The 23,401-nt window shown below is 78.6% G+C and carries 24 protein-coding genes; 15 read left to right on the forward strand and 9 right to left on the reverse strand.

Going from position 1 to position 23,401, the window contains the following annotated elements; genetic code table 11:
- Window positions 1–6 precede the first annotated feature (6 nt).
- Together ACRYMN_RS11960 and ACRYMN_RS11965 are read left to right on the forward strand one after the other, a co-directional pair.
- On the forward strand, window positions 7–1,113 hold the full coding sequence (locus ACRYMN_RS11960; RefSeq protein WP_432495277.1) for a type III polyketide synthase: 1,107 nt from the start codon (window positions 7–9) through the stop codon (window positions 1,111–1,113).
- Window positions 1,110–1,652 carry an isoprenylcysteine carboxyl methyltransferase family protein gene (locus ACRYMN_RS11965; protein WP_432495279.1) on the forward strand — a complete coding sequence of 181 codons (543 nt, stop codon included), beginning with the start codon at window positions 1,110–1,112 and terminating at the stop codon, window positions 1,650–1,652. The genes ACRYMN_RS11960 and ACRYMN_RS11965 overlap by 4 nt, the downstream gene beginning before the upstream one ends.
- Here ACRYMN_RS11965 and ACRYMN_RS11970 read toward each other — a convergent pair.
- Window positions 1,588–3,018: an MFS transporter gene (locus ACRYMN_RS11970; protein ID WP_432495281.1), complete on the reverse strand. Its 1,431-nt coding sequence runs from the start codon at window positions 3,016–3,018 to the stop codon at window positions 1,588–1,590. The two genes, ACRYMN_RS11965 and ACRYMN_RS11970, sit on opposite strands and share 65 nt — an antisense overlap.
- A gap of 94 nt (window positions 3,019–3,112) precedes the next feature.
- Between ACRYMN_RS11970 and ACRYMN_RS11975 the strand changes: the two genes are divergently transcribed.
- Both ACRYMN_RS11975 and ACRYMN_RS11980 read left to right on the forward strand, forming a co-directional pair.
- Window positions 3,113–4,174: a GlxA family transcriptional regulator gene (locus ACRYMN_RS11975; protein WP_432495283.1), complete on the forward strand. Its 1,062-nt coding sequence runs from the start codon at window positions 3,113–3,115 to the stop codon at window positions 4,172–4,174.
- A gap of 177 nt (window positions 4,175–4,351) precedes the next feature.
- Window positions 4,352–6,265: a PP2C family protein-serine/threonine phosphatase gene (locus ACRYMN_RS11980; RefSeq protein ID WP_432495285.1), complete on the forward strand. Its 1,914-nt coding sequence runs from the start codon at window positions 4,352–4,354 to the stop codon at window positions 6,263–6,265.
- On the opposite strand, the gene ACRYMN_RS11985 is transcribed toward ACRYMN_RS11980, so the two are convergent.
- Window positions 6,262–7,095 carry an Rv1486c family protein gene (locus ACRYMN_RS11985; protein ID WP_432495287.1) on the reverse strand — a complete coding sequence of 278 codons (834 nt, stop codon included), beginning with the start codon at window positions 7,093–7,095 and terminating at the stop codon, window positions 6,262–6,264. The two genes, ACRYMN_RS11980 and ACRYMN_RS11985, sit on opposite strands and share 4 nt — an antisense overlap.
- 80 nt (window positions 7,096–7,175) lie before the next feature.
- On the opposite strand from ACRYMN_RS11985, the gene ACRYMN_RS11990 reads away from it, so the two are divergent.
- Window positions 7,176–8,018 (forward strand): ABC transporter ATP-binding protein, encoded by an 843-nt coding sequence (locus tag ACRYMN_RS11990; RefSeq protein WP_432495289.1) that lies wholly within the window; start codon window positions 7,176–7,178, stop codon window positions 8,016–8,018.
- A gap of 56 nt (window positions 8,019–8,074) precedes the next feature.
- Here the strand turns inward: ACRYMN_RS11990 and ACRYMN_RS11995 are convergent, their stop codons facing one another.
- A complete protein-coding gene (locus ACRYMN_RS11995; protein WP_432495291.1) occupies window positions 8,075–8,770 on the reverse strand; it encodes a pyridoxine/pyridoxamine 5'-phosphate oxidase in 696 nt (231 codons plus the stop codon).
- Window positions 8,771–8,909: 139 nt separating this feature from the next.
- Here ACRYMN_RS11995 and ACRYMN_RS12000 point away from each other — a divergent pair, with 139 nt between their 5' ends.
- Both ACRYMN_RS12000 and ACRYMN_RS12005 read left to right on the forward strand, forming a co-directional pair.
- Entirely contained in the window at window positions 8,910–9,416 is a 507-nt protein-coding gene (locus ACRYMN_RS12000; protein ID WP_432495293.1) for a sigma-70 family RNA polymerase sigma factor, read from the forward strand.
- Window positions 9,413–10,303, forward strand: coding sequence for a zf-HC2 domain-containing protein (locus ACRYMN_RS12005; protein ID WP_432495295.1), 891 nt, complete (start codon window positions 9,413–9,415; stop codon window positions 10,301–10,303). The genes ACRYMN_RS12000 and ACRYMN_RS12005 overlap by 4 nt, the downstream gene beginning before the upstream one ends.
- 19 nt (window positions 10,304–10,322) lie before the next feature.
- Here the strand turns inward: ACRYMN_RS12005 and ACRYMN_RS12010 are convergent, their stop codons facing one another.
- The gene (locus ACRYMN_RS12010) at window positions 10,323–11,723 is read right to left on the reverse strand and encodes a lytic transglycosylase domain-containing protein (protein WP_432495297.1); all 1,401 of its coding nucleotides are present in this window, start codon (window positions 11,721–11,723) and stop codon (window positions 10,323–10,325) included.
- A 127-nt stretch (window positions 11,724–11,850) separates the two neighbouring features.
- On the opposite strand from ACRYMN_RS12010, the gene ACRYMN_RS12015 reads away from it, so the two are divergent.
- Window positions 11,851–13,077, forward strand: coding sequence for an EAL domain-containing protein (locus ACRYMN_RS12015; protein ID WP_432495299.1), 1,227 nt, complete (start codon window positions 11,851–11,853; stop codon window positions 13,075–13,077).
- Window positions 13,074–13,265 (forward strand): DUF1059 domain-containing protein, encoded by a 192-nt coding sequence (locus tag ACRYMN_RS12020; protein WP_432495301.1) that lies wholly within the window; start codon window positions 13,074–13,076, stop codon window positions 13,263–13,265. The genes ACRYMN_RS12015 and ACRYMN_RS12020 overlap by 4 nt, the downstream gene beginning before the upstream one ends.
- Before the next feature lie 64 nt (window positions 13,266–13,329).
- Here the strand turns inward: ACRYMN_RS12020 and ACRYMN_RS12025 are convergent, their stop codons facing one another.
- Window positions 13,330–13,794: a PPOX class F420-dependent oxidoreductase gene (locus tag ACRYMN_RS12025; RefSeq protein ID WP_432495303.1), complete on the reverse strand. Its 465-nt coding sequence runs from the start codon at window positions 13,792–13,794 to the stop codon at window positions 13,330–13,332.
- 108 nt (window positions 13,795–13,902) lie between these two features.
- Between ACRYMN_RS12025 and ACRYMN_RS12030 the strand changes: the two genes are divergently transcribed.
- The 4 genes from ACRYMN_RS12030 (at window position 13,903) to ACRYMN_RS12045 (ending at window position 18,175) form a co-directional block, all read left to right on the forward strand.
- Window positions 13,903–15,180, forward strand: coding sequence for a carboxylate-amine ligase (locus tag ACRYMN_RS12030; RefSeq protein ID WP_432495305.1), 1,278 nt, complete (start codon window positions 13,903–13,905; stop codon window positions 15,178–15,180).
- Window positions 15,177–15,713, forward strand: a complete 537-nt coding sequence (locus ACRYMN_RS12035) for a DUF427 domain-containing protein (RefSeq protein WP_432495307.1) — start codon at window positions 15,177–15,179, stop codon at window positions 15,711–15,713. The genes ACRYMN_RS12030 and ACRYMN_RS12035 overlap by 4 nt, the downstream gene beginning before the upstream one ends.
- A gap of 97 nt (window positions 15,714–15,810) precedes the next feature.
- A complete protein-coding gene (locus tag ACRYMN_RS12040; RefSeq protein WP_432495309.1) occupies window positions 15,811–17,670 on the forward strand; it encodes an ABC transporter ATP-binding protein in 1,860 nt (619 codons plus the stop codon).
- An 85-nt stretch (window positions 17,671–17,755) separates the two neighbouring features.
- On the forward strand, window positions 17,756–18,175 hold the full coding sequence (locus ACRYMN_RS12045) for a hypothetical protein (protein WP_432495311.1): 420 nt from the start codon (window positions 17,756–17,758) through the stop codon (window positions 18,173–18,175).
- 79 nt (window positions 18,176–18,254) lie between these two features.
- Here ACRYMN_RS12045 and ACRYMN_RS12050 read toward each other — a convergent pair whose 3' ends face one another.
- The 4 genes from ACRYMN_RS12050 to ACRYMN_RS12065 form a co-directional block, all read right to left on the reverse strand.
- On the reverse strand, window positions 18,255–18,779 hold the full coding sequence (locus tag ACRYMN_RS12050) for a MarR family winged helix-turn-helix transcriptional regulator (RefSeq protein ID WP_432495313.1): 525 nt from the start codon (window positions 18,777–18,779) through the stop codon (window positions 18,255–18,257).
- On the reverse strand, window positions 18,772–19,908 hold the full coding sequence (locus ACRYMN_RS12055; protein WP_432495315.1) for an LLM class flavin-dependent oxidoreductase: 1,137 nt from the start codon (window positions 19,906–19,908) through the stop codon (window positions 18,772–18,774). Before ACRYMN_RS12055 ends, ACRYMN_RS12050 begins: the two co-directional genes overlap by 8 nt.
- 180 nt (window positions 19,909–20,088) lie before the next feature.
- Window positions 20,089–21,630, reverse strand: coding sequence for an amino acid permease (locus ACRYMN_RS12060; protein ID WP_432495317.1), 1,542 nt, complete (start codon window positions 21,628–21,630; stop codon window positions 20,089–20,091).
- 18 nt (window positions 21,631–21,648) lie between these two features.
- Window positions 21,649–21,873, reverse strand: a complete 225-nt coding sequence (locus ACRYMN_RS12065; protein WP_432495319.1) for a DUF5703 family protein — start codon at window positions 21,871–21,873, stop codon at window positions 21,649–21,651.
- A gap of 141 nt (window positions 21,874–22,014) precedes the next feature.
- Here ACRYMN_RS12065 and ACRYMN_RS12070 point away from each other — a divergent pair, with 141 nt between their 5' ends.
- Window positions 22,015–22,368 (forward strand): primosomal protein, encoded by a 354-nt coding sequence (locus ACRYMN_RS12070; RefSeq protein WP_432495321.1) that lies wholly within the window; start codon window positions 22,015–22,017, stop codon window positions 22,366–22,368.
- Between the two features lie 189 nt (window positions 22,369–22,557).
- Window positions 22,558–23,400 (forward strand): undecaprenyl-diphosphate phosphatase, encoded by an 843-nt coding sequence (locus tag ACRYMN_RS12075; RefSeq protein ID WP_432495345.1) that lies wholly within the window; start codon window positions 22,558–22,560, stop codon window positions 23,398–23,400.
- Window position 23,401: the final 1 nt, after the last annotated feature.

Here is a 23,401-nt window from a genome sequence, read left to right on the forward strand (position 1 = left end):
CGACCCGTGCCCCACCCCGCCCCGGCCGCCGCGCCGGTCCCCGCGACACCCGCCCCCCGCCCCTCCCGGGTGCTCGCGGTCGAACCCGTCCTGCCCCCGCACCGCCACGGGCAGGGTGAGATCGCCGAGGAGCTGGCGCCGCTGCTCGCCCCGCGCGGGGCGCGCCGGCAGCTGCTGCAGCGCCTGCACGCGGCCAGCGGGGTCGAGCACCGGCACCTGGCCCTGCCCCTGGACACGTACGCGCGGCTGGGTTCGTTCACCGCGGCCAACGCGGTCTTCGCCGAGGTCGGCCTGGACCTGGCCGAGCAGGCGCTCAAGGGCGCGCTGGCCGCGGCGGGCGTGGCGCCCGGGGAGGTGGACTTCGTGCTCTTCACCACCGTCACCGGCGTGGCCGCGCCCGCGCTGGACGTCGCGCTGGCCGCGCGCGCTGGCCTGCGCCCCACCGTCAAGCGCATGCCCTCCTTCGGCCTGGGCTGCGCCGCCGGCGCGGCGGGGCTGGCGCGGGTGGACGACTACCTCGCCGGGCACCCCGGCGAGGTGGGGGTGCTGGTCTCGGTGGAGCTGTGCTCGCTGACCCTGCAGCGCGAGGACGACTCGGTGGCCAACCTCGTCGCCAGCGGCCTGTTCGGCGACGGCGCCGCCGCCGTCGTGCTGGCCGGGGCCGACCGGGCCGCCGGCGCGCCCGGCTGGGACGTGCTGGCCTCGCGCAGCCGCCTGCTGCCCGGCACCTCCGGCTCGCTGGGCTGGGACGTGGGCAGCACCGGGATGCGCATCGTGCTGGCCCCGGAGCTGCCGGACCTGCTCGCCGCCGAGCTGGGCGCGGAGGTCGACGCCCTGCTCGGCCCGCGCGGGCTGGACCCCTCGGGGGTGCAGCGCTGGGTGGTGCACCCCGGCGGGCCGAAGGTGCTGCGGGCCGTCTCCGGCGCCCTGGGCCTGCCCGAGGCGGCGCTGGAGCCCAGCTGGGCCTCGCTGCGCCAGGTGGGCAACCTCTCCAGCTCCTCGGTGCTGCACGTGCTGGCCGCCACCGAGCGCGTGCCCGGCGAGCACGCCCTGGTGCTGGCGGTGGGCCCCGGTGTGGGCACCGAGCAGGTCCTGCTGCGGGCCGCCGCGTGAGCTCCGCCGCCTGGTTCACCGCCCTGGTGCTGGCCACCGGCGTGGAGCGGCTGGCCGAGCTGGTCGTCTCCACCCGCAACGCGCGCTGGTCCTTCGCCCGCGGCGGCGTCGAGAGCGGCCGCGGCCACTTCGGCCCCATGGTCGCGCTGCACACCGGCCTGCTGCTGGCGTGCCTGGCGGAGGTGGCGCTCGCGGACCGCCCGTTCCTGCCCGCGCTGGGCTGGCCGGTGCTGGCGCTGGCGCTGCTCTCGCAGGTGCTGCGCTGGTGGTGCATCGCCTCGCTGGGGCGGCGCTGGAACACCCGCGTGATCGTCGTGCCGGGGATGCCCCCGGTGGTGCGCGGGCCCTACCGGTGGCTGAAGCACCCCAACTACGTGGTCGTGGTGCTCGAGGGCGTCGCGCTGCCGCTGGTGCACACCTGCTGGGTCACCGCGCTCGCCTTCACCGTCCTGAACGCCGTGCTGCTGCTCGGCTTCAGGCTGCCGGTGGAGAACCGGGCGCTGGCGGCGCTGCCCGCACCGCAGCGCGCCGCGCGCTGACGAGCAGCGAGGCGCCCGCCGCCAGCAGGCACAGCGCGCCGGCGGCCAGGAACGCCCCGGCGTAGTCGCCGGTGGCGTCGCGCACCGCGCCCGCGCCGAGGGCCGCCGCCGCCGCGCCCACCTGGTGCGCGGCGAAGACCCACCCGAAGACCACCGGCCCGGCCGTGCCGAAGTGCTCGCGGCACAGCGCCACCGTCGGCGGGACCGTGGCGATCCAGTCCAGGCCGTAGAAGACGACGAACACCCACGTCGCCGGGTGCACGTGCGGGGCCATCACGGCGGGCAGCAGCAGCAGCGAGACCCCGCGCAGGGCGTAGTAGCCCAGCAGCAGCAGGCGCGGGTCGACCCGGTCGGTCAGCCAGCCGGAGGCGATGGTGCCGACCACGTCGAAGAGGCCCACCAGCGCCAGCAGCGAGGCGGCCGTCGTCGCCGGCATGCCGTGGTCGTGCGCGGCGGGCACGAAGTGGGTGCCCACCAAGCCGTTCGTGCTCGCCCCGCACACCGCGAAGCCCAGCGCCAGGAACCAGAACGCGCGCCGGCGCACCGCCAGGCGCAGCGCCGCCGTCGCCGACAGCGCCGCCGCGCGCGCCGCCGGCGGCACCGGCGGCACCGGCGGCACCGGCGCGGCGGGGTCGGGGGAGGGGGAGGCGGGCGCGGCGCCCAGGGGCGTCGTGCCGCGGTCGGCGGGGTGCTCGTGCAGGCGCAGCAGCACCAGCGGCACCACCGCCAGCGCCGCCAGCGCCACCACCAGCACCGGGGTGCGCCAGCCGTGCCGCTCGGCCAGGTGCGCCGCCAGCGGCAGCAGCACCAGCTGCCCCGCCGAGGCGGCGGCGGCCAGCACCCCGGTGACCAGGCCGCGGCGCTCGGCGAACCAGCGGCCCACCACGGTGGCGGCCAGCGACATCGCCATCGAGCCGGTGCCCACCCCGATGAGCACGCCCCACGTGAGCACCAGCTGCCACGGCTGCGCGGCCCGGGTGGAGGCGGCCGCCCCGGCCGCCACCAGCAGCAGCCCGGCGGTGACCACCCGGCGCACCCCGAAGCGCTGCATCAGCGCCGCGGCGAAGGGGGCGATGAGCCCGTAGAGCACCAGGTTCACCGACACCGCCGCCGACACGCTCGCCGTCGACCAGCCGAACTCCGCCGTCAGCGGCTGCAGCAGCGTGCCCGGCACCGAGCGGAACACCCCGGCGGCCACGAGCACCGCGAACGTCACCGCGGCCACCCCCCACGCCGGGTGCGGGCGGCGCCGGGCCGGTCCCGCGGGGGCGGTGGGTGTAGGGACGGCGGCGGGCGCGGCGGGCGCGGCGGGCGCGGCGGGTGCGGCGGTGCCGGGCGGGGTCGTGCCCGGGAGGTGCGTGCTCACCGGCCCAGCGTGGCGGCCGGGGCCGTGCCCGCGACAGTGGCCCGCAGGACACCTTCCGTCGACATCCGGCCACCCGTGGGCCTACCGTCGCGGGGTGCACCGCGTCGCCGTCCTGGCCCTGGGCCCCGTCGTCGGCTTCGACCTGACCATCGCACCGCTGGTCCTGGGCAGCGCCCGCGACGCCGCCGGGGCGCCCCTCTACGACGTCGTGGTGTGCTCCCCGGACGGGGCGCCGGTGCCCACCAGCAGCGGCTACGCCGTGCTGCCGCAGGCCGACGCCTCGGCGCTCGCGGGAGCGGACACCGTCGTGGTGCCCGGCACCCGCAGCGCCGGGGCCCGCGAGCGCGGGGTGCTGGGGCCCGCCGAGGCCGCCGCGCTGGCACTGGTGCGCCCGGGCACCCGCGTGGTCTCCATCTGCACCGGCGCCTTCGTGCTGGCCGCCGCCGGCCTGCTCGACGGGCGCCCGGCGACCACCCACTGGGACCACGCCGCCGCCTTCCGCCGCCTGTACCCGGCGGTGCGCCTGCAGGAGGACCGCCTCTACGTCGACGACGGCGACGTGCTCACGTCCGCGGGCCTGGCCGCCGGGCTGGACCTGTGCCTGCACGTGGTGCGCCGCGACCACGGCAGCGCGGTGGCCAACCGGGTCGCGCGGCAGTGCGTCGTGGCACCGGCCCGGCCCGGGGGGCAGTCGCAGTTCATCGAGCGGCACCTGCCCGCCGGCGGCGACGCCGGCACCGGCCCCACCCGCGCGTGGGCGCTGGAGCACCTGGCCGAGCCGCTGACCCTGGCCGACCTCGCCGCGCACGCCGCCACCAGCGTGCGCACCTTCACCCGCCGCTTCCGCGCCGAGACCGGCGCCTCACCGGCGCAGTGGCTGGCGCAGCAGCGCGTCGAGCGCGCCCGTCACCTGCTGGAGACCACGGCGCTGAGCGTGGAGGACGTCGCCGCCGCCTGCGGGCTGGGCGGCGCCGCGGGCCTGCGCCACCACCTGGCCGGGGTCGTCGGGCTGGCGCCGACCGCGTACCGCCGTGCGTTCCGGCGCACCGCAGACGGCACCGGAGACGGCACCGGAGACGGCACCGGAGACGGCACCGGAGACGGCACCGGAGACGGCACCGCCCCGGCGGCGCTGCCCGCGGGGGCGGCCCGCTAGAGCGCCCCCGCGCCGCCCCCGCGCCGGCCCCGCGCCGGCCCTGCGCCTGCGTGCCCCCACGCCCGCGGCGGCCCCTACGATGTGCCCGCCGCGGCGCGCGGGAGGCCCGTCGCCGCGGTGCGGGCGCGCCGGGCGCGCACCGCCGGCGCGGCGCGAGGGGTGGGACGGGATCACGTGGTGCAGGCCCCAGGGGTCGACTTCGCGGCCGTCTTCGAGGCGCTGAGCACCCCCCACCTCGTCCTCGACGCGGACCTGCGCGTGCGGGCGGTCAACCGCGCCTACGAGAGCGCCACCGGCCGCCGGCGCGCCGAGCTGCTCGACCGCCCCCTGCTCGACGCCTTCCCCGACGGCCCCGACGGGCCCGGCGGCGAGGCCGTGGCCAACCTGGCCGCCTCGCTGGAGCGGGTCGTGAGCACCTGCCGGGCCGACACCATGCCGCTGCAGCGCTACGACGTGCCCGTGCCCGGCGGGCGCTCCCTGCCGCGCTGGTGGAGCACCGTCAACGCCCCCGTGCGCGACGCCGCCGGCCGGGTGCTGCTGGTGGTGCACCGCGTGGAGGACGTCACCGGGTACGTGCTCGAGCGGCTGCGGCGCGACCCGGGCGCGCAGCCGTACGGCACCCGGGAGGACCTCGAGCACGCCGAGGAGGACGTCTACGCGCGCGGGCAGGAGCTGCGGGCGGCGCTGAACGCCGAGGCGGCGGCCTCGCGGCGCCTGGCCGGCCTGGTGGAGGTCGCGGTGCAGCTGGCCGGCGCGCGCAGCGTCGCGGAGCTGACCGACATCGTCGTCGGCCGCGGGCTGGGCGTCCTCGGCGCCGGCGGCGGGGCCGTGGCGGTGCGCACCGGCCCGGGCACCCGCGGGGGCGCGGGCACGGGCGGGAGCACCCGCGGGGGCGCGGGCGAGGCCCCCGGGTCCCGCGGCGAGGACGTGCTGGAGCTGACGATGACGAGCTCGCTGGGCGAGCGGGCCCGGCGCACCTTCGAGCGCCTGCCCCTGGACAGCCCCCTGCCGGTGTGCGTCGCCGCGGCCACCGGCCGCACCGTGGTCCTGCCCGACCGCGCCGCCTCGCTGGCGTGGACGCCGCAGATGGCCGAGGCGGTGGAGAGCACCGGGCTGGGCACGTGGGTCTCCGTGCCGCTGCGCGCCGCCGGCAGGTCGGTGGGCGCGCTGACGATCGGCTGGCGCGAGCCGCAGGACTTCACCGAGCGCGACCTGGAGCTCGTGCACGCCTTCGCCGCCCAGTGCGCCCAGACCCTGGCGGCGCTGCAGGCGCGCGAGCAGGAGCGGCGCCTGGCCAGCGAGCAGCGCCGCCTGTCCGAGGCGCTGCAGCGCAGCCTGCTGACCGAGCCCTTCCAGCCGGACCACCTGCAGATCGGCGTGCGCTACCTGCCGGCCGCGGCCGGCGCCCACGTCGGCGGCGACTGGTACGACTGCTTCCTGGCCCCGCCGGGCACCACCACCCTCGTGGTCGGCGACGTCGCCGGCCACGACCGCGACGCCGCCGCCGTCATGGGCCAGGTGCGCAACCTGCTGCGCGGGATCGCCGCGGTCCTGGGCGCGCAGCCGGCGGCCGTGCTCGCCGGCCTGGACCGCGCGATGCAGCAGCTCGGCGTGGGCGCGTACGCCACCGCCGTGGTGGCGCAGGTGGAGCAGACCCCGGCCGAGCGGGCCGCCGGCCTGCGCACCCTGCGCTGGTCCAACGCCGGGCACCCCCCGCCGGTGCTGGTCACCCCCCGCGGCGGCGCCCGGCTGCTGGAGAGCGCCCCGGACCTGCTGCTGGGCGTGGTGCCCGGCGCGGCGCGCTCGGACCACCGCGTCGTGCTGGAGCCGGGCGCCACCGCGGTGCTCTACACCGACGGGCTCGTCGAGCGCCGCGGCGTGGACGTGCGGCGCGGGGTGGAGTGGCTGCGCAGCACGCTGGAGGAGCTGGCCCACCTGCCGGTGGAGGCGCTGTGCGACGCCCTGCTGGAGCGCCTCGACGCCTCCCACGAGGACGACATCGCGCTGCTGGTGCTGCGCGCGCACCCGGAGGACCGCCCCCGCCCGGCCGAGGCCGGTCCGCAGGTGCTGCCGCCCGGCCCGCCCGCCTAGGCGCGCACCGGCTCGGCGTGCGCGTTGACCGCGGCGACCAGCGCCCGCCGCGCCACGCCGGCCACCTCGCGCAGCGCCTGCGCGCGCGAGGTGGCCTCGAAGCTGGTCAGCGCCGCGCCGTCGTCCTCGGCGGCCAGGTCCACGATCGCCAGCACCCGCGCGGCCGTCTGCAGCACCCGCGCCGCGCGCGGGGAGGTGCCCGGCGGCAGCGCGTCGCGCGCCAGGCCGCCGTCGCGCACCGCGGCGATGCGGTCCGCGGCGTCCTCGCGCCAGCGCGCCACGTCCAGCGAGGCCAGCGCCCGCGTGGCCGTGGCCAGCGCCAGGCGCAGCTCGCGCTCGCAGTCGGCCACGCTGGAGCTCTCCGGCGCCCGCCGCGGGGCCGCGGCCAGCACCGCCCACGTCACCATCGCGCCCGGCTCCCACACCGAGCCGAACTCCGTCACCTCCGGCACCAGCGCCCACCGGCCCGCCGCACCTGCCACACCTGCCGCACCCGCCGGCGCGCCCGCCGGCGCGCCCGCCGGCTCGGCGAGCACGCACTCGCCGGCGCGCAGCGCGGCGGTGTTGACCTCCGGCGGGCCGGGCAGGCCGCGCGGGTCGCCGGGCACCGGCAGCGCCAGCAGCAGCGCGCCGCAGCCGGCGCCGGCCAGGGCCGGCAGCAGCTCGCGCAGCTCCCGCGGGTGCGCGGGCGCCGCGGCGGCGTCCCAGCGCACCGCGTGCGGCTCGTCGTCGCGCACCACCGCGGCGACCGCGGCGTCCACGCCGGCGGCACCGGTGAGCACACCGGTGCCCCAGGCGGCCAGCCGCGCGGAACGGGGCAGGTCCAGCACGCGCCGCAGCCTACGACGGGCCCGGCGCGCGCCCCCACCCCGCACGGCGCGCTGCGGGCCCGCCTCGTTAGGGTTCCCCCGTGCCCGACGCCGCTGACCGTGCCGCGCAGCCGACCGCCGACCCCGTCGCCCCCGTCGACGCGGACGAGGTGCTCGGGCTCGACGCCGTCACCGTGCGCCGCGGCACGAGCGTGCTGCTGGACGCGGTGGACCTGCGCGTGCGCGAGGGCGAGCGCTGGGTGGTGCTCGGCCCCAACGGCGCCGGCAAGTCCACCCTGCTCTCGCTGGCGGCCGCGCGCCTGTTCCCCACCACCGGCGCGGTGCGGGTGCTCGGCGAGCGCCTGGGGGGCGTGGACGTCTTCGAGCTGCGCCCGCGCATCGGCCTGGCCAGCACCGCGCTGGAGCGCTCGGTGCCCGGGCGGGAGCGGGTGCGCGACGTGGTCGTCACCGCCGCCTACGGCGTCACCGGCCGCTGGCGCGAGGAGTACGACGCCGGCGACGAGGAGCGCGCGCTGGAGCTGCTGGACCTGCTGGGTGCCGCGCACCTGGCCGAGCGGCCCTTCGGCACCCTCAGCGACGGCGAGCGCAAGCGCACCCAGATCGCGCGCGCCCTCATGACCGACCCGGAGCTGCTGCTGCTCGACGAGCCGGCCGGCGGGCTGGACCTCGGCGCGCGCGAGGACCTGCTGCGCCGGCTGACCGCGCTGGCCGCGGACCCGGCCGCGCCCACCACGGTGGTCGTCACGCACCACGTCGAGGAGGTGCCGGTGGGCACCACGCACGCGCTGCTGCTGCGCGCCGGGCGCGTCGTGGCCGCCGGCCCGGCCGAGCGGGTGCTGACCTCCGAGCCGCTCTCGCGCACCTTCGGGCTGGCGCTGTCGGTGCAGCGGCGCGACGGCCGCCTGAGCGCGCGCGCCGCCTGAGCGCCCGCCGCCCGAGCACCCGCGCCTCCCGCGCCCGCGCGGGAGGCGCCGTGCGCTCAGGGCCGCAGCAGCTGCCGGTCGTAGCCGCCGTCCTCGGCGCGCGAGTAGCGCAGCCGCAGGTGCTGCCCGTCGGGGGAGGACTGCCAGAACTCCACCCGCGAGGCGTCCACCGCCCACACCGTCCACGCCGAGGCCACCACCGCCGGCTCCAGGTGCACGAGGTCCTCGACGTCGGCGAACTCGTCGGACAGGTGCGACTCGTCCAGCGGGCGGCTCTGCCGCTCCAGCAGCGACTCCGCGCGCCCGTGCACGGGGCGCTGCAGGAAGTCGCGGGCGGCGTGCTCGGCGTCGGCCACGCGCACCCGCCCGCGCACGCGCACCTGCCGGCCCTGCTGGGGCCAGTAGAAGACCAGGGCGGCCACCGGCACCGTGGCCAGCTGCCGGCCCTTGGGGCTGCCGGCGCCGGAGGCGATCCACAGCGCGGAGTCGGCCACGTCCTTGAGCACCAGCACGCGCGCGTCCGGGCGCCCGGCGGCGTCGACGGTGGCCAGGGTCAGCGCGTGCGGCTCGGGCACGCCGGCCGCCACGGCCTCGTGCAGCCACTCCACCAGCAGCTCCAGCGGTTCCCCGGGAGCGGTGGCCGGGTCGAACGGCGGTGCCTGCCCGCCGAGCAGGGGCAGCTGGCGCAACCACTCGCGCAGCGGCGGGGAACCCGCCGGCTCCGCGGACCGGGACCGGGCCGTGCGTGTCACGCCCCGACGGTACCCGCCCGGTGCGGCACCGGCCCGCCGCACCCGCCCCCGGCCGGGCCGGTGCCCGGTGAACCGGCCGGGGCCGCGCGCCGTTGTGCCGGTGCGGGCGGCGCGCCCGCCGGGGAGGGGGGCAGCGGCGGTGACCGACGCCGACGAGGAGCTGGTGCGGGCGCTGCACGCCGAGCACGCCGGCGCCCTGTTCGGCTACGTGCTCTCCCTGACCGGCGACCGCGCCCACGCGCAGGACGTCGTGCAGGAGACGCTGCTGCGCGCCTGGCGCCACCCCGCGGCGATGGACCCGGCCACCGGTTCCAACCGCGCGTGGCTGTTCACGGTGGCGCGCCGCCTCGTGCTCGACGAGCGCCGCTCGGCGCGCGCGCGCCGCGAGAGCGTGCGCGCGGAGGTGCCCGAGGAGCAGGTCCTCGACGAGTCCGAGCGGGTGCTGCAGCAGTGGGTCGTCGCGCAGGCCCTGCAGCGGCTGACCCCCGAGCACCGCGCGGTGCTGCGCGAGTGCTACTTCCGCGGGCGCTCGGTGGCGGAGGCGGCGCGGGTGCTCGGCGTGCCCGCCGGCACGGTGAAGTCGCGCACCCACTACGCGCTGCGCAGCCTGCGCCTGGCGCTGCAGGAGATGGGGGTGGGCCGGTGAGCACCACGCCGCCGCAGCCGCAGCGCCCCGGCCCGGGCCACGAGGCGTTCGCCCACGACGCCGGCGCCTACGTGCTCGGTGCCCTCGACCCCGCCGAGCGCGCCGCCTTCGAGCAGCACCTGACCGGCTGCGCCGCCTGCCGCGCCGGGGTGGAGGACCTCGCGGGCCTGCCGGGACTGCTGGCGCACGTGCCCGGCGACGTCGTCGCGTCCCTCGACGAGCCCGCACCCGGTGGGCCCGGACCCGGTGGGCCCGGACCCGGTGCGCTCGCGGGCGCCGCCGGTGCCACCGCGCCGCGCGCCCCGGACGTGCTGCTGCCGCGGCTGCTGCGCGAGGTGCGCGCGCGCCGGCGGCGGCGCCGCGCGGGACTGCTCGCCGCGGCGGCGGCCGCGTGCGTGGTCGCCGGCGGCGCCGCCACCGCGCTGCTGCAGCGCCCGGACGCGGCGCCGCCCGCGGTGCTGACCGCTCCCTCCGCCGGGTCCTCTGACGAGCCCTCCGCCGGGTCCTCGGCAGGGTCCTCCGCCGGGTCCTCCGCCGCACCGCCCGGCGACCCGGGGGCGGGCGACGGCGTGCGCTCGATGGAGCCGGTGCTGCCGGTGCCGCTGACGGCCACCGCGCAGCTCACCGAGGAGCCCTGGGGCACCCAGGTGGAGCTGGTGTGCGCCTACGCCAGCGACGGCGCCGACCAGGCCTCCCCGTACGCCCTGGTGGTCACCGGCACCGACGGCAGCGCCGAGCGCATCGGCACCTGGACGGCCGTGCCGGGCAGCGACGCGCGCCTGAGCGGGTCGACGTCGCTGACGCGCGAGCGCATCGCGGCCGTGGAGGTGCGGACCCTCCAGGGCACCGCGGTGCTGCGCCTGGACCCGGCGGCGCCCGCCCCGTGACGGGCGGCGCCGGGGCGGCTCAGGACGAGCGCGCCGCCACGGGTGCCGCGCTGGGTGCCGCGCTGGGCGCCGCGGAGGGTGGCGCGCTCGGTGGCGCGGTGGGCAGCGGGGCGCCGCCGCCGGCGTCGATCTCGTCGGCGAGGCGCTGCACCATGGTCACGTACCACTGGGCGTGGTTGTAGCGGTACAGGGCGCCCGACTCCCCGGCGCGTCCGGCCCCGGCGCCGTTGGCGCACAGGTAGCGCGCGGCGCTGAAGACCGCGTCGGCCGGGTCGAGCACGTCGGTGTCGCCGTCGCCGTCGCCGTCGACGCCGTAGGCGGCGAACGTGGCGGGCATGAACTGCATCGGCCCGCGCGCCCCCGCCGAGGAGGGCCCGGTGTCGCGCCCGTGCCCGCTCTCGACCTGCCCGACCGCGCGCAGCAGCGCCGGGCGCATGCCCGGGCAGGTGGTGGCCGCGCGCGCGTACAGGGCCGCGTAGTCGGCCGGCGCCTCCGCGGCCCGCACGCTCGCGGTGCTGACCGCCGCGGCGGCGGCGAGCCGCTCGGCGGCCGCGCGCGCCGCGGCCAGCGCCGCCTCGGCCTCCTCCGCGGCGCGCAGCCGCGCGGCGCGCTCGTCCAGCGCCGCCAGCCGCTCCCGCGCGCGCACCAGCGAGCGCTGCAGCTCGTCGGAGCGCTCGGCCAGCTCGCGCAGCGCGCCCACCTCCGCCGCGGCCGCCCGGTCCGCGGCCGCAGAGGCTGCCTCGGCCTCGGCGGCGCGCCGGTCCGCGGCCGCCTTGCCCGTCCCGGCGGCGCGCGCGCCCGCGGCCAGCGCGCGCACCGCCCTGGCGGGGGCGACCGTGCCCGTGCCCGTGCCCGTGCCCGTGCCCGTCCCGCCGCCCGCCAGGGCGCCCGCGCGCAGCGCCTCGGCCGGGTCGGCGCCGGTGAGCAGCGAGCGCACCAGCGCGTACCCGCCGCCGGCGGTCAGCGCGCGGGTGGGCTCCATGTACAGCGAGCGCACCCGCCGGGTGCCGCCGGAGCGCGCGGCCTCGGCACCGGCGCGCTCGCGCGCCGCGGCGACCTCGGCGCCGACGGCCGCCCCCGCGGCGCGCTGGAGCGCCTCGCGCCGGCGCTCCAGCGCCGTGCGCACCTCCTCGACCAGGGCGCCGGCGCGCTGGGCGTCCGCGCGCGCCGCCTCCGCGGCGGCCCGGGCGGCGGCCGCGCCGCCGGCGGGCGCAGCAGCCGCGGCCGGCGCCGGCGCGGCGGTGAGCGCGGCGGTGAGCGCGGCGGTGACGGCGGCGCCGGCGACGGCGCGAGCAGCGGCCCGGTGCGCGGCGGGCGCGGCGGTGCGCCGGTGCCGGTGCGCCGGTCCGGGCCGGTCGTGCGGGCGTTCCACGGGGTGCACGTCGGCGCGCGCGAGCCCGTCCTTGAGGGGCGGGGCCACCGCTCCCCGCAGGGCCAATGCTCTGTACGAGCTGTGACCATCTCGTCACAGCACTATGCTCCCCGGTGTCCCGCGGGACGAGCGGTGAGGGTGCCGCCCCCGGGTGAGGTCGTGGGAGGAGGTGCACGTGGCAGCACACCGCACGCCCCTGCACGACGCCGCGGGCTGGCGCGGGCGGCTGGACGACCTGCTGGCCCGCCCCGAGCGGCTGCGGCTGGTGCTGCACCCCGTGGTCGACGTGGCCGCCGAGCGGGTGGCCGGCTACGAGGTGCTCTCGCGCTTCGACTCCCCGCACGGCACCGAGGAGTGGTTCGAGGCGGCGCGGCTGCTCGGCCGCAGCGCGGAGCTGGACCTGCTGGTGCTCGCCGCGGCCCTGCCGCTGCGCCACCGCCTGCCGCACGGCACCTTCCTGACCGTCAACGCCAGCCCGGCCTCCCTCGGCGACGAGCGCGTCCTGCGCCTGCTGACCTCGCACGACCTGACGTCCGTGGTCGTGGAGCTGACCGAGCACAGCGAGTGCGACCCGGCTGCGCTGGCCGCGCCGCTGGCCGCGCTGCGCGCGTGCGGGGCGCGGGTGGCGCTGGACGACGTGGGCACCGGGCACTCCGGGCTGCTGCGCATGGCGGTGGTGCGCCCCGACGTGCTCAAGGTGGACCTGCAGCTCGTGCGCGGCCTGGACGGCGACCTCGTCAAGCGCTCGGTGCTGCGCCTGCTGGGCGAGTGCGCCGACCGCATGGACGCCTGGGTGGTCGCCGAGGGCGTCGAGACGCTCGCGGAGCTGGACGTGCTGCGCTCCATGGGGGTCCCGCTGGTGCAGGGGTTCCTGCTGGCGCGCCCCTCGGAGCGCTTCGCGCCCCTGCCGCTGCGGGCCCGGCGGCTGCTGAGCACCGGGACCGCGGCCCCGCCGGCCGCGGTCGGCGACCGGGTGGCCGGGCGCCTGGCGCGGCGCACCAAGACCTCCCGCACCGTGGTCGAGGCCGTGCGCCAGGTCGTCGAGGACCACGCGCCGGTCGTCGTGGTGGACGAGCGCGACGTGCCGCTGGTGCTCGTGCTGCCCGGCGCCGCGCCCGGCGCGCGCCCGCGCGTGCAGGAGGTCGTCAGCGCCCTGGCGCCGGAGACGTCCCTGCCGCACGCCGCGGCCCGGGCCGTCTCGCGCCCGCCGGGGGTGCGCTTCGACCCGATGGTGTGCACCGACGCCACCGGGCGCTACGTGGGGGTGGTCGGCGTGGAGGACGTCGTGCTGGACCTGGCCGGCGCCGCGCGCGGCGCCGCGCCGCAGCCGGGGTGGCCGGCGCCGGCACCCGCGGCGGGCGCGCCGGTGCGGGGAGCGGTGGGGCGGGGCGTGCCGGCGTGAAGGCGTTCCGCTGCGGCGACGTGGTGCCCGGCTGCCACGCCGAGCTGCTGGGCGAGGACCGCGAGGCGGTGCTGGCGCAGGTCGACGCGCACGCCCGCAGCGCGCACGGCCTGGTGCCCGACGAGGACCTGCTGCGCGCGGTGGCCGAGCACGTGCGCGACGTGGGACCCGCCCCGCGCAGCGGCTGACCGGCGCGACCCCGCGCCGCACCGGCGCGCCCCCGCGCCCGGGGGCCGGGCGGCCGGGAGCCGCTCAGCCGGCCAGGCGCGCGGGGAACCCGCCGGTGGCGACCGGCCCCCACCGCTCGGGCGTCACCCGCAGCAGGCACTTGCCCTGCCGCGCCATCGCCGCGCGGTACTCGTCCCAGTCGGGGTGCTCGCCGGAGATGGAGCGGAAGTACTCCACCAGCGGCTCCAGGGCCTCGGGCAGGTCCAGCACCTCCGCGCGCCCGTCGACCTGCACCCACGCGTCGCCGAAGTCGTCGGAGAGCACCAGCAGGCTGGCGCGCGGGTCGCGGCGGGCGTTGACCGCCTTGGCGCGCTCGGGATAGGTCGCCACGACGACGCGGCCCTCGGCGTCCACCCCGGCGGTGACGGGGGACAGCTGCGGGGAGCCGTCGGCGCGGTGGGTCAGCAGCACGACGTGGTGGCGGCCGCGGACGAACTCGAGCAGCCCGTCGCGGTCGACGCGGGTGGTGGTGGCGACGGTCGGCGGCACGGCCCGCACGCTACCGCCCTCCCCGCGCCCCGCTGGAGGGGGTGCGCGCCGGCGTGGTGGACTGGCGCTCGCGGCGGCCCGCCGGGCCGCGGACGGGGAGGGGGCCGCGTGCGCACCGTGGGGGTGGAGGAGGAGTACCTGCTCGTCGACCCCGTCGACGGCCGCGCCCGGGCCGAGGCCCCGCGGGTCCTGCGCGCGCTGCCCCCCGCCACCGGCGAGAGCGAGCTGCAGCGCGAGCAGGTGGAGACCGGCAGCGCCCCGCACACCCGCCTGGACGCGCTGCGCGAGGACCTGCTGTCCCGTCGCCGGGCGCTGGCCGCGGCGGCGGCCGATCCCCGCGCCGGCACCGAGCCCGGCGCCGAGCCCGGCACCGAGCCCGGCGCCGAGCCCGGCGCCGAGCCCGGTACCGGGGGCGCGGGCGGTGCGGCGGGTGCGGCGGGAGCCCGTGCGCGCGGCGCGCTGCTCGTGGCGCTGGGCACCCACCCGCTGGGCGGTGTGCCGACCCTCTCGCCGGGTTCGCGCTACGAGCGGCTGAGCGAGCGCTTCGGGCTGCTGGCGCGCGAGCAGCTGACGTGCGGGTGCCACGTGCACGTGGGCGTGGCCGACCGCGACGAGGGCGCGGCGGTGCTGGACCGGGTGCGCCCGTGGGCGCCGGTGCTGCTCGCGCTCAGCGGCAACTCCCCGTACTGGCAGGGCGTGGACACCGGCCACGCCAGCTACCGCTCGCGGGTCTGGGACCGCTGGCCCACCGCCGGTCCCAGCGCCGCCGTCGGCGACGCGGCCGGCTACGACGCGCTGGTGCGCCGGGTGCTGTCCACGGGGGTGCCGATGGACCTGGGGATGATCTACTTCGACGTCCGGCTCTCGGCGCGCTACCCGACGGTGGAGGTCCGCGTGGCCGACGTGTGCCTGCGCGTGGACGACGCGGTGCTGCTGGCCGGGCTGGTGCGGGCCCTGGCCGACACCGCCGTCGCCGACCACCGCGCCGGGCGGCCGGTGCCGGAGGCGCCCGTGGAGGTGCTGCGGCTGGCGGCCTGGCGCGCCTCGTGCGACGGGCTGGACGGGGACCTGGTGCACCCGCTGACCGGCTCCCCGCGCCCCGCCGCGCAGGTCGTCGCCGACCTGCTCGAGCACGTCGCCCCCGCGCTGGCGCGCACCGGCGACGAGGAGGCGGTGCGCGCGGGCGCGGCCGCGGTGCTGCGGCGCGGCACCGGCGCGCGCTGGCAGCGCGCGGCGGTGGCGGACGGCGGCGTGCCGGCGATGCTGGCGCGCGCCGCCCGCCTGACGCTGGACCTGCCCGGCGACGGGCCAGACGACGGGCCCGACGACGGGCCGGCGGGTGGGGCGAGGGCCGGCGCGGGCGCCGGCGGGGATGAGGGGCTGTGAGGGCGCTGCCACCGGGGGTGGTCCCGCAGGAGCCGGGGCCGGGGCAGGAGTCGGTGTGGGACTACCCGCGCCCGCCGCGGCTGGAGGTGGCGCGCCGGCGGGTGCGCGTGCTGGTGGACGGGGCGGTGCTGGCCGACGCCCCGGCGGGCTCGGGCCTGGCGTGGCGGGTGCTGGAGACCAGCCACCCGCCGACGTACTACCTGGCCCCGGCGGCGGTCGACGGCGCGCTGCTGCGCCCGGCCGAGGGGGAGAGCTGGTGCGAGTGGAAGGGCGTGGCCGGCTACCTGGACGTGCTGGGCCCGGACGGCTCCCTCGCCGCCGCGCGCGCGGCCTGGCGCTACCCGCGCCCGACGCCGTCCTTCGCCGACCTGGCCGGTGCCGTCTCGCTGTACCCGGGCTGCGCGCCCGGGCGCGTGCTGTGCCTGCTGGACGAGGAGGAGGTGCGCGCCCAGCCGGGCGGCTTCTACGGCGGCTGGGTCAGCGACGACGTGGTCGGCCCCTTCAAGGGCGGCCCGGGCAGCCGCGGCTGGTGAGCGCGCCGGGCCGGCGGCGCGGCCCCGCGCCGCGGCCCGCGTGCCGTTCCGGCACGCCCGGTGGGCCGGTGTCGCACCCGCGGCCTAGCCTGCAGGCGTGTCGATGGAATCGGCCGCCTGGCACTCGCTCTGGCGGGCCACGAGCGCGCAGCAGCAGCAGCGCCGCCTCTCGCGCGAGACCGTGCGCCGGGTGCTGGCCCTGGCCCGCGAGCGGCGCGCGCGCCTGGCGGTCTTCGTCGCCGGCAGCGTGCTCACCTCGGTGCTGGCGGTGGCCTCGCCCGTGCTGGCCGGCCGCGCGGTCGAGGGCGTCACCGCCGGCGACTCCCGGCTCGTGGTGCTCCTCGCGCTGCTCATCGCCCTGGTGGCCATCGCCGAGGCGGGCATCGGGCTGTGGGTGCGCTGGCTCTCGGCCACCCTGGGCGAGGACCTCATCCTGGACCTGCGCACCCGGGTGTTCGACCACGTGCAGCGCATGCCGGTGGCGTTCTTCACCCGCACCCGCACCGGCGCCCTGGTCAGCCGCCTGAACAGCGACGTGCTCGGCGCGCAGCGCGCCTTCTCCGGCACGCTGTCCGGGGTGGTGGGCAACGTCGTGTCGGTGGTGCTGACGGCGGCGGTGATGTTCTCCACCTCGTGGCTGGTCACGCTGCTGGCGCTGGTGCTGCTGCCGGTCTTCCTCGTGCCCGCGCGGCGCATGGGCACGCGCCTGGCGGCGCTCTCGCGCGACGCCGCGCAGCTGAACGCGGCGATGACCAACCAGTCCACGGAGCGCTTCTCCGCCCCCGGCGCGACGCTGGTGAAGCTCTTCGGCCGCCCGGAGGAGGAGTCGCGCGCCTTCGCCGCGGCCGCGCGCCGGGTGCGCGACATCGGGGTGCGCAGCGCCGTGCTGAACTCCGTCTTCGTCACCGCCCTGACGCTGGCCTCGGCGCTGGCGCTGGCGCTGGTGTACGGCGTGGGCGGGCTGGCGGCCATCGGCGGGCGCCTGGACGCGGGCAGCATCGTCACCCTCGCGCTGCTGCTGACCCGCCTGTACGCGCCGCTGACGGCGCTGGCCGGCGCGCGGGTGGACGTCATGAGCGCCCTGGTCAGCTTCGAGCGCGTCTTCGAGGTGCTGGACCTGGTGCCGCTGGTGCGCGAGCCGGCGCGCCCGCGCGCGCTGCCGGCGGGCCCGCTGACGGTGGAGTTCGACCACGTCGACTTCGCCTACCCGGCGGCCTCGGAGGTCTCGCTGGCCTCCCTGGAGGACGTGGCGGTGCTCGACGCGCGCGGCGGGGTGCCCGTCCTGCACGACATCTCCTTCCGCGTCGAGCCGGGCCAGGTGGTGGCCCTGGTGGGCTCCTCCGGGGCGGGCAAGTCCACGATCGCGCAACTGCTGGCGCGCCTGTACGACGTCTCCGGCGGCGCGGTGCGCCTGGGCGGGGTGGACGTGCGCGAGCTGAGCGCGGCCTCGATCCGGCAGGCGGTGGGCGTGGTGACCCAGGACGGGCACCTCTTCCACGAGTCGCTGCGCGCCAACCTGCAGCTGGCCCGCCCCGGCGCGAGCGACGCCGAGCTGCTGGAGGCGCTGGCGCGCGCCCGGCTCGGCGACATGGTCGCCGCCCTGCCCGAGGGCCTGGACACCGTCGTCGGCGAGCGCGGCTACCGCTTCTCCGGCGGGGAGCGCCAGCGCCTGACCATCGCCCGGTTGCTGCTGGCGCACCCGCGCGTGGTCGTCCTCGACGAGGCGACCGCCTCGCTGGACTCCGCCTCCGAGGCCGCGGTGCAGGCCGCCCTCGACGAGGCCCTGGAGGGGCGCACCGCCCTCGTCATCGCCCACCGGCTCTCCACCGTCCGCGGCGCCGACCGCATCCTGGTGCTCGAGCACGGCCGGGTCGTCGAGGACGGCACCCACGCCGAGCTGATGGCGCTGCGCGGGCGCTACGCGCAGCTGCACGACACGCAGTTCGCCCTGCCGTGAGCGCGGCCCCGCGCCGCCCCGCGCGGCCGCGGGGCGCGGGCGAGCGCCCGGGGGAGGGTTCCGGGGAGCGCGCGGGGGAGGTGGCGTGGACGCGCTGACGGCGCTGCTGGGCTCGGCCGCGCTGCACGCGGGGTTCCAGGCCGTGGTGACGCTGGTGGTCTACCCGGCGCTGGCCGCCACCGGCGAGCGGGACTGGGCGCAGGTGCACGCGGCCCACTCGAGGCGCATCGCGCCGGTGGTGGCGGTGGTGTACCTGTCGGTGCTGGGCACCTGGGCGTGGGTGCTGGCGGTGCACCCGCTCACCGGCTGGCTCGTCGCGGCCGGGGCCGGCAGCGCGCTGGCGGGCGGCGCGACGGCCCTGGTGGCGGGCCCGACGCACACCCGCCTGAGCCGCCGGGGACCGCGGCCGGAGCTGCTGCGCCGGCTGCTGCGCGCCGACGCGCTCCGCCTGGCCGGGGCCCTGGTGGCGCTGGCGGGCACCCTCGGAGCCGTCGCACAGGGCTGAAGCGGCGCGACTTCACACGTAATTTCCGTTTATCGCGACCAATGAGAAGCTTGCAACGTCGCACCGTGCGGTCGCGGCGTCAGTCCTGCTCGGGCAGGGCCCGCACGGCCAGACGGGTCAGCTCCCGCAGGTCCTCGACGTCCACGTGCTCCAGGTGCCGGGCGATGGCGGCGGCGTGCCGGCGGCCCACCTGGCGCCGGCGCTGCTCGCCGTCGGCGGTCAGCGCGACGACGACGCCGCGGCGGTCGGCGGGGTCGGCCTCCCGCGCGAGCAGCCCACGGCGCTCGAGCCGGTCGACGAGCCGGCTGAGCGAGGGCTGCGGCAGGTAGACGCGCTCGCTGAGCTCGCCCAGGCGCGCGCGGGCACCGGGCAGGGCGGCGAGGGTGTGCAGCACGTCGTACTCGCGCAGGCTCAGCCCGTCCCACACGTCGTCCTCGGCGAAGCGGCGCACCAGGGTGGCCTGCAGGTGCAGGACCGCCTCCCAGGCCTCGACCGCGGCCCGGGTGCGCCCCGGGCCGCGCTCGCCGGAGCCCCCGGCCCCGCCGGGGTCGGCGGGCTGGGGGGAGCCGGTGGGCCCTGCGGGCCCGGTGGGCTGCTCAGGCACCGGCGGCCGCGGCCCCGCCGGGCGAGCCGGCCGTCGCCGAGCTCGCGCCCGCCGCGGCGCGGGCGGCCACCCGGGTGGCGTGGGTGGGCGGGTCGCTGGGCACGTGGGCGGGGCGGCGGGACTCCAGCTCCCGGCGCAGCAGCGGGACGACCTCGCCGCCGAGCAGGTCCAGCTGCTCCAGCACGGTCTTCAGCGGCAGCCCCGCGTGGTCGATGAGGAACATCTGGCGCTGGTAGTCGCCGAAGAACTCCTGGAAGGTCAGGGTCTTCTCCACGACCTGCTCGGGGGTGCCCACGGTCAGCGGGGTCTGGGCGGTGAAGTCCTCCAGCGAGGGCCCGTGCCCGTAGACGGGGGCGTTGTCGAAGTAGGGGCGGAACTCGCGCACCGCGTCCTGGGAGTTCCTGCGCATGAACACCTGGCCGCCGAGGCCGACGATCGCCTGCTCGGGCGCGCCGTGCCCGTAGTGGGCGTAGCGCTCCCGGTACAGGCTGATGAGGCGGATGTAGTGCTCCTTGGGCCAGAAGATGTTGTTGGCGAAGTAGCCGTCGCCGAAGTAGGCGGCGATCTCCGCGATCTGCGGGGTGCGGATCGAGCCGTGCCAGACGAAGGGCGGCACGCCGTCCAGGGGGCGCGGGGTCGAGGTGAAGCCGTGCAGCGGGGTGCGGAACTGCCCCTCCCAGTCGACGACGTCCTCGTCCCACAGCCGGCGCAGCAGCTGGTAGTTCTCCACCGTCAGCTCGACCCCGCGGCGGGGGTCCTGGCCGAACCAGGGGTAGAGCCGGGCGTCGTTGCCGCGGCCGAGGACGAGGTCGACGCGCCCGCCGCTGAGGTGCTGCAGCATCGCGTAGTCCTCCGCCAGGCGCACCGGGTCGTTGGTGGTGATGTGCGCGATGGACGTCGAGACGGTCAACCGGCTGGTGCGGGCGGCGATCCACCCCAGCAGGGTCGTCATGGCGGAGGGCACGAACGGGGGGTTGTGGTGCTCGCCGACGGCGAAGACGTCCAGGCCCACCTGCTCGGCGTGCTCGGCCACGGTCACCAGCGCCTTGATGCGCTCGTGCTCGCTCGGCGCGCGGCCGGTGGTGGGGTCGGGCGTGATGTCACCGACACTGAAGATCCCGAACTGCATGGCGGCCGCTCCTCGTGTAGTCCATGCATCTGCATGTACCCGCCCCAACGGTGGGCCCGGCGCGCCTGTTCCCGGCGGGAGGGCGGAGGTGGTCGGGGCGCCGGGGGAGCCGGGGGAGCCGGGGGAGCCGGGGGAGCCGGGGGAGCCGGGGGAGCCGGGGGAGCCGGGGGAGCGGGGGGCTCAGCCGCGGGTGCCGGGCCCGGTGGTGGTGCCGGCGCGCTCGCGCTCGCCCAGGCGCGAGCGCCGGTACCCGTACGCGAAGTACACGAGCACCCCCACGGCCATCCAGATGCCCAGGCGGATCCAGCTGAGCGCGGGCAGGAAGCCCATGAGGGCCACGGCCGCCAGCGCGGAGAGGATCGGCAGCACCGGCGACAGGGGCACCCGGAAGGCGCGCGGCAGGTCCGGGCGCTCGCGCCGCAGCACCACCACGCCCACGGAGACCAGCACGAAGGCGAACAGGGTGCCGATGTTGACCATCTCGGCGAGGTCGCTGATGGGGGTGAGCGCGGCCACCACGGCCACGACCGCGCCGGTGATGACGGTGATGCGCACCGGCACCCCGCGCGTCTCGGAGACCCGCGCGAACCAGCCGGGGATCAGGCGGTCGCGGGCCATGGCGAAGAGGACCCGGTTCTGCCCGAGCATGAGGATCATCATGACCGTCAGCAGGCCCACGACGGTGCCGACGCTGATGAGGGTGGCCACCACGTCGGCTCCGACGTCGCGGAAGGCCGCCGCCAGGGGCGCCTCGACGCTGATGCGGTCGTAGCGCACCATGCCGGTGACGACGAGGGAGACCGCCACGTACAGCGCCGTGCAGATGGCCAGCGAGCCGAGGATGCCGCGCGGCACGTCGCGCTGGGGGTTCTTCGTCTCCTCCGCGGCGGTGGCCACGATGTCGAAGCCGATGAAGGCGAAGAAGACCAGCGCGGCCGCGGTGAGGACGCCGCCCACCCCGAAGGTGCCCAGCGGCAGGCCGAGGTCCTGCCACAGCGAGGGGTCCGCCGGGGTGGCCGACGCACCGGGCGAGCCCGTGGGCGGCACGAACGGCGAGTAGTTGGACGCCCGCACGAAGAACAGCCCGGCGACGATCACCACGGCCACCACGGTGAGCTTCACGGCCACCAGCACCGCGTTGACGCGCGCGGAGGTCTTGGTGCCCACGCACAGCACCGCGGTCAGCACCAGGACCACCGCGGCGGCGATGAGGTTGGGCTCGGCGGGGCTGGGCGAGGCGGAGTACACCCAGCCCGGCAGCTGCAGGCCCAGCGTCTGCGAGAGCAGGTCGGCGGCGTAGCTGGACCAGCCCACCGCCACCGTGGCCGCGCCCAGCGCCAGCTCCAGCAGCAGGTCCCAGCCGATGACCCAGGCCACGAGCTCGCCCAGGCTGGCGTAGGAGAACGTGTACGCCGAGCCGGCCACCGGCACCGTGGAGGCGAACTCCGCGTAGCACAGCGCCGCCAGCGCGCACACCACGCCGGAGAGCACGAAGGACAGCGCCACCGCGGGCCCGGCGCGGGTGCCGGCGGCCTCCCCGGTGAGCACGAAGATGCCGGTACCGATGATCACCCCGACGCCGAAGACGGTCAGGTCCCAGGCGCCCAGCGACTTGCGCAGGCGCGAGCCCGGCTCGTCGGTGTCCTTGACCGCGTCCTCGACGCTCTTGGTGCGCAGCACGCCCACGGACGCCACCTCCTCGCCCGCGCGGGCGCGCGGCACGTCCCGAGGCTAGGGGCCTCAGCCGGTGCGGGCCACCCGGATGATCTTGCGGCGCAGCCACACGCGCCGGGTGCCGCCGAGGTACAGGCGCACCCGGGCCAGCTCCCAGTGCCCGTACTCCGCCTGCTCCGTCAGCAGCTGGCGCGCCTCGGCCCGGCTGGTCTCCCGGGGCAGCGTGAGGACCCGGTACTCGTACTGCTCGCCGCCCGGGCGGCGCCCGGCGGTCGTCGTGTCAGCGGACATCGCCCCCCATCATCCACCCGCGCGCCACCGCGCGCTCGCCCTCGCCCGCCCGCGGGCGCCCGCGGGCGCCCGCCGCCCGTCGTCCGTCGCCCCTCGTCCGCCGCCCGCCGCGCGGGCGTGCTCTCCGCTACGGTCGGGACCATGACCACGGACCCGCGCGCCGCCCTGGCACGGCTCGTCGCCGCCCTCGAGGACCACCTCGCCGCCGCGGCCGGCCGGCGCGGCGAGACCGACCCCGCCGTGGCCGCCGCCTACCAGCGCGTCGCCGACGCCTTCGAGGTGTACGAGGAGGCGCTCTACGACGCCCACGACGAGGTCACGCCCTTCGTGCTCTACGACGAGGACGCCGACGACGACGAGGACGCGGACGACGACGAGGACGACCTCGACGAGGACGACGCGGAGGACGACGCGGAGGACGAGGACCTCGACGACGAGGACGAGGACGAGGACGCGGACGAGGACCTCGACGGGGACGGGGGCGTCCGGCGCTGAGCGGACGGGCCGCCGCCGGCCCGCGGGTGTGAGGGTTCGGTGATCGCCGCGGGGAGCGCCGCGCGCCCGCGGCGGCGGCGGGCGCGGGCTGGGTAGGGTCCGGGCCGTGCCCACACCGCCCCGCCCCGCCCCCGCGCGCCGCCGGCGCACCGCGACCACCGCCCGCGCCGCGGGAGCGCGCGCGTGAGCATGGGCCTGGGCGAGGGCGCCCTGCTCGGCCTGATCCAGGGCCTGACGGAGTTCCTGCCCATCTCCTCCAGCGCCCACCTGGCGATCGTGGGCACGCTGCTGGGCTCGGACGACCCGGGCGCGGCGTTCACGGCCATCAGCCAGCTGGGCACCGAGGCCGCGGTCGTCCTGTACTTCCGCCGCGACATCGCCCGCATCGTCAGCCGCTGGGTGCTGGCCCTGGCCGGGCGGGTGCCGCGCTCGGACCCGGACGTGCGCATGGGCTGGCTGGTCATCGTCGGCTCGCTGCCCATCGTGGTGCTCGGGCTGCTGTTCCAGGACCAGATCGAGACGGTGCTGCGCGGCTTCGCCGTCATCGCCACCACGCTGTGGGTCTTCGCGCTGCTGCTGGGCGCCGCGGACCGCTTCGGGCGCAAGGAGCGCACCCTGGACCGCCTGACGTGGGGGCACGGGCTGCTCTTCGGGCTGGCGCAGTCCCTGGCGCTGGTGCCGGGCGTCTCGCGCTCGGGCGGCACCATCACCATGGGCCTGCTGCTGGGCTACACCCGCGAGGCGGCGGCGCGGTACTCGTTCCTGCTGGCCATCCCGGCGGTGGTCGGCTCGGGGCTCTTCCAGCTCTACGACGAGCTCAGCGCCGGCGCGCAGGTGTCCTGGCCGGCCACGGTGCTGGCCACCGCGGTGGCCTTCGGGGTCGGCTACGCCGTCATCGCCTGGCTGATGCGCTACATCTCCACGCACAGCTACACGGTCTTCGTGGGCTACCGCATCGCGCTGGCGGTGCTGGTGTACGCGCTGGTGGCCGCCGGGGCGCTGCCGGCGTTCAACGGCACCGACTTCGGCTGAG

The organism is Kineococcus gypseus (assembly GCF_050871305.1).
In the GTDB taxonomy this organism is placed as follows: Bacteria; Actinomycetota; Actinomycetes; order Actinomycetales; family Kineococcaceae; genus Kineococcus; species Kineococcus gypseus.